We start from the raw sequence: 4845 nt of genomic DNA on the forward strand, positions 1-4845 counted from the left end.
GATGCTCGGACAACTCGGCCAGTGTCACCCCTGCGGCGGGCACCGCGCCCGCCGGGACGGCGGCGTGGATCCGTTCGACGCCGATGACCGCCCGCTCCAGGCCACGGTCCCAGGTCATCGGATAGTTCGAGTAGTCGAGAACGAACGACAGGTCCAGCGTGCCGTCACGGACCGCGGCGGCCGTCGACTCCGGTGCGAGTTCGGTGGTACGCACCAGAATGCCCGGGTGTGAGGCGGCGAGGGTGGTGAGCGCGTCGGGGAGCAGCCCGGAGGCCACCGACGCCCACACTCCGGCGGTGATCTTCGCCGTCACCGATCCGCCCGCTTCCTCGAGCGCCTGGGTCGCGCGCTCGACCGCGGCCAGGATCTCTTCGGCGTGCTCTGCCAGCACGATCCCGAGGTCGGTGAGCTGCACTCGGCGCCCGCGTCGTTCGAACAGCCGGGTGCCCGCGTCGCGTTCGAGCTGTGCGAGCTGTTGGGAGACCGCCGACGCGGTGTAGTGCAGAGCGGCCGCGGCGGCCGTGATGGTGCCGCGCCGGTGTAGTTCGCGCAACATTCGCAAGCGGGCCAGAGACAGGTCCATAGCACCGAGCGTATGCACTGTGCAGGAACCGTGAAGGGTGCCGTGAACGAACCGTAAATAGACGCGCGGGCAGGGGCCGCGCAGGCTTGGTGCTACCGGGGACGACGAGGTCCGCCACGGGCGATCACGACGAATGAGGAGGTGGGCACCATGACGATGCTCGACCCGGGCACAGGTATGCCGCAGGTGAGTTCGCACGGCGTTGCGGGCACATCGACGGACCCGGCCATCACTCCCGCGAACCGTCGTTGCGAGCCGTACCTGCGTCTGCACTGGACGGATTCGCGCACCGACGCGGTCGGCTACCTTGTCGTCCACACCCTGCGCGGCGGCCTGGCCACCGGCGGCACCCGGATGCGCGCCGGCTGCACCCTGCGCGAGGTCGAGGACCTGGCGCGCGGCATGGCGAACAAGACCGCCACCTTCGACCTCCCGATCGGCGGCGCCAAGGGCGGGATCGACTTCGATCCGAAGGATCCGCGCGCGGTGGACGTGCTGGAGCGGTTCTGCGAGGCGATGCGCCCGTGGCTCGACACGCACTGGGTGACCGCCGAGGACCTGGGGGTCCCGCAGCACCTGATCGACACGGTCTTCGTCAAGCTCGACCTGGATCAGAGCTTCCACGCCGCCATCCGGCGCTCCGCCGACCCGGCGGCGACGCTGGCGCGAGTCCGCGGCGGGCTCAACGTCGCGGTCGACGGCGGCTTCCTACTCGGTGACGTCATCGGTGGTTTCGGTGTCGCGCACGCCTGTCTGGCCGCGGCGGTGCAGTGGGGGCAGGCGCCCGCCGACACGACCGCCGCGATCCAAGGCGTGGGCACCATGGGCGGGGCGGCGGCGTACTACCTGCACGAGGCCGGGATGAAGATCACCACGGTGGCCGATGCCGCGGGCACCCTGTACTGCGCCGAGGGCCTCGACATTCCGGCGCTGCTGGAACTGCGCGACGGCTACGGCGAGATCGACCGGTCCCGCCTGCCCGCGGGCATCGAGGAGATGCCGCGCGGTGCCGTGATATCGGCCGACGTCGATATCCTTGTGCCCGCGGCGATCTCGTATGCGATCACGCCGGACAACTCCTACGACATCCGGGCGCGCATCGTCGTCGAAGCCGCGAACGCCGCCACCACACCGGAAGCCGAGGCCATGCTCGCCGCCCGCGGTGTCCCGGTACTGCCCGATTTCGTCGCCAACGCGGGTGCGGTGGCCTGGGCGTGGTGGTTGCTGCTCGGCGAAGTGGACGACGTCCCCGACACCTCGTTCGACCGGCTCCGCACCACCATGCACGACAAGGTCGCACAGCTGCTGATCGCATGGGCCGACGAGAACATCACCCCCCGCGAGATCGGCCACCGCTGGGCCGACGACCCGTCACCGCTCACCGGACCGGTCGTCATCCCCTGACAGCGCGGCATGCGGAGGACGGTGCTGCCCGCACGAGTGAAGGCAGCACCGACTCCTGGTCAGCGAGTGAGCATCGAGTGCAACTCCACCCACTGGTCCGGGTGGACATAGGCGACGACAGTGCTGTGGTCGATGCCGGTAGCGGTCAACGCTTCGTCGACTCCTCGGTAGCGGGTACGCAGCGAAGCGCGCACCGTGCCACCGATACCGGAGTAGCCGGTTCGCACCAGCTCGGTGTAGGAATCCTGCTGTCGCACACGTGGTTCCGGTCTTCTGGTGATCCGCAAGATCGCCGAATCGACCGACGGGATCGGGCGGAAGCTGTCGCGGGGTACCTGTCCGTGGAGTTCCCAGCTGAACCACGGCCAGGTCGTCGCGGTCAGTAGGCTCCAGCGGCCGTAGTCGCCGGTGCGCTTGCGGGCGTATTCACGTTGGGTGAGCAGTGTCGCCGAGGTCAGGGCCGGTGCGGTCAGACACCAGTCGACGATCTCGGCGGTCACGGAGAACGGGATGTTGCCCACCACGGCGAACGGCTCACGGGGAGCCCTGGCCTTGGTGAAATCGCCACGGACGACGCGGATTCCGTCCTCGGACCGGGTTCGTGCCGAGAGCTTGGCCGCGAGCAGCGGATCGATCTCGTACGCGGTGACCTGAGCGCCCCGGCGAGCCAGTGCGTGCGTGAGAACGCCTTCGCCCGCACCGGGTTCGAGAACTGTTCCCGCCGGATCGGCCACCGTCACTATCGAGTCGACGGCGGCACGATCCACCAGAAAGTTCTGGGACAGTGTTCTTCTCGCGTGGTCACGGGCGGTCCGACCGCCGCTCTTGCCGGTGACCTTGCGCTGAGTGTGTGAGTAGTTTCGATGTGCGAAATCCTGCGCCACGGCAGTTGCCCCTTCGGGTCTTCGAGTCGAATGAGTCTCGAAGGGCCCTGGGCGCGCCGGTGGACGCCGATGAAGTTATCCGCGTCCGCTAGCGGGCCAGAGCCCGGTTGTAGCGGAGGCGAATGAAGTAGTGGCACGACATGGGACCGACTCTAGGAAGCGGTCGAGAACCAGGCAACCGAATTTCGGACCGGCGCCGATCGGCTCGAGGGGCTGGGCGGAAGGAGATCCGTGGGTCATTGTGGCTCTGACCGGCCGTGAGCAAATTTATCGCAACTGCGCGGATTCGATGGTAATTACCTGGGTAAGCAGCACGAACAGGTGCATCGGCAATTCAGCCGCACTGATCGGAATGAGCGAAAGGATAGGCCGTGGATACCTCCGTCATTGCGATAGATTTCCAGCAGGGCTTGACCGACGCATGGAGTTCGGTCGCGCAGTTCGTCCCCAAAGCGGTGGCATTCATCGCCATTCTTCTCGTCGGCTGGATCATCGCGAAGGTGGTCGCCAAGATCGTGAACGCGGTGCTGGAACGTGTCGGATTCGACAAGCTCGTCGAACGTGGCGAACTGCGGAAAATGATGTCCCGCAGCAAATATGACGCTTCCGACATCATCGCCAAGATCGCCTATTACGCGATTCTGCTGATCGCGTTGCAGATCGGTTTCGCGGTGTTCGGGCCGAACCCGGTCAGTGCGCTGCTCACCAGCATCGTGGCGTGGCTGCCCAAGGCGGTGGTCGCGATCATCATCGTGGTGATCGCCGCGGCGATCGCGCACGCGGTGAGCGATCTCGTCTCCAACGCGCTCGGCGGGCTGTCCTACGGGCACATGCTCGGCCGGATCGCGGCGGTGTTCATCTGGGGTATCGGCATCATCGCGGCGCTGAACCAGATCGGTGTCGCGACCTCGGTAACCACCCCGGTCCTGATCGCCGTGCTCGCCACCATCGGCGGCATCCTGGTGGTCGGTGTCGGTGGCGGCCTGGTCAGGCCCATGGAGCAGCGCTGGAGCAATTGGCTCGGCAACCTGGAATCGGAGATGCCGGCGATGAAGGGCCATGCCCAGGCCTACCAGCGTGGACGTGAGGACGCCGAGCGTCAGGGCGAGCGGGTGGCGCCGAGTGCGGCCGAGCAGGCGCGGGTCACGCCCGGCGCGACCTACCCCGGCGGCGAGCCGGGCTGGGGCGGCGAAACCGTGCGGTAGTCAACGGGCAAAGGCGCACCGTCACCTTCGGGTGGCGGTGCGCCGATGTCGTCGGTGGGATATCAGTCGGCGGCGTACGCGCACACCGCGGCAAGGCGCAACTGCAGCCAGTCGGCGTCGTGCCAGTTGTCCGGCGCGCCCGCGAAGAACCCGTCGGCCCGCTCGGCGAAATGGTCGAGCAGTCCGCGGACATAACCGGCGAGCAGAATACCGAGTGGCACCCGCGTCGAATCGTCGACGCCGAGAGCGAGAATGTCGCGCACCGCGGCGGCATGCTGGTCGAGCTGGGCGGACAGACCGGGTACCACCGCGGCGACGGCGGCCGCGGGTGCTCCGAACTCGGTGTTCAACTGCTGTAATTGTCGTTGCGCCGAGAGTTCGAGCAACGCGGGACCTGGCGCAAACATTGCAATATGGTAGCAATCTCTCCGTCGCTGAAGAAATTGGATCGATTCAAGATCGATAGCGTGACCGGGCGAATACAGTGCAACCATTTCGCGGTCGATCGAATTCGGTTGAGCGCAACCATGGTCGCTCGCACAGCGCCCTGCTGGACTGTCGACCATGGGCAGCGAACGTCGGAAATTGAAGACCGTCACCGGGGTGAGCGGATCACGCGATGTGTACGCCGCGGCACTGGACCCGACCCGTTCCACGCTCGAGGAAGGCATCCGGATCGCGCGGATCGCACAGCAGAACAAGATCGGTGCGATCTTCGCGGCGGACCTGCTCAGCTTCGGCGCCCAGGGGGCGATCGGCGCGCAGGAAC

5 protein-coding genes and 1 pseudogene are annotated in these 4845 nt (G+C 67.0%); 3 read left to right on the forward strand and 3 right to left on the reverse strand.

Going from position 1 to position 4845, the window contains the following annotated elements:
- A partial coding sequence (locus tag ACFWF3_RS24505; RefSeq protein WP_379315492.1) for a LysR family transcriptional regulator occupies positions 1 to 583 on the reverse strand: 583 nt, incomplete at its 3' end.
- A gap of 156 nt (positions 584 to 739) precedes the next feature.
- Between ACFWF3_RS24505 and ACFWF3_RS24510 the strand changes: the two genes are divergently transcribed.
- On the forward strand, positions 740 to 1987 hold the full coding sequence (locus tag ACFWF3_RS24510; RefSeq protein ID WP_379315499.1) for a Glu/Leu/Phe/Val dehydrogenase dimerization domain-containing protein: 1248 nt from the start codon (positions 740 to 742) through the stop codon (positions 1985 to 1987).
- A 59-nt stretch (positions 1988 to 2046) separates the two neighbouring features.
- On the opposite strand, the gene erm is transcribed toward ACFWF3_RS24510, so the two are convergent.
- Complete coding sequence (erm, locus tag ACFWF3_RS24515) at positions 2047 to 2871, reverse strand: ErmE/ErmH/ErmO/ErmR family 23S rRNA (adenine(2058)-N(6))-methyltransferase (RefSeq protein ID WP_379315494.1); 825 nt, start codon at positions 2869 to 2871, stop codon at positions 2047 to 2049.
- A 371-nt stretch (positions 2872 to 3242) separates the two neighbouring features.
- Between erm and ACFWF3_RS24520 the strand changes: the two genes are divergently transcribed.
- Positions 3243 to 4076 (forward strand): hypothetical protein, encoded by an 834-nt coding sequence (locus ACFWF3_RS24520; protein ID WP_378993095.1) that lies wholly within the window; start codon positions 3243 to 3245, stop codon positions 4074 to 4076.
- A 62-nt stretch (positions 4077 to 4138) separates the two neighbouring features.
- Here the strand turns inward: ACFWF3_RS24520 and ACFWF3_RS24525 are convergent, their stop codons facing one another.
- Positions 4139 to 4483, reverse strand: coding sequence for a DUF6401 family natural product biosynthesis protein (locus ACFWF3_RS24525; RefSeq protein WP_379315497.1), 345 nt, complete (start codon positions 4481 to 4483; stop codon positions 4139 to 4141).
- A gap of 157 nt (positions 4484 to 4640) precedes the next feature.
- Here ACFWF3_RS24525 and ACFWF3_RS24530 point away from each other — a divergent pair.
- Positions 4641 to 4845, forward strand: a pseudogene (locus tag ACFWF3_RS24530) (LLM class flavin-dependent oxidoreductase); the annotation flags it as partial.

Source organism: Nocardia sp. NPDC060220 (genome assembly GCF_042727815.1).
Taxonomy (GTDB): Bacteria; Actinomycetota; Actinomycetes; order Mycobacteriales; family Mycobacteriaceae; genus Nocardia.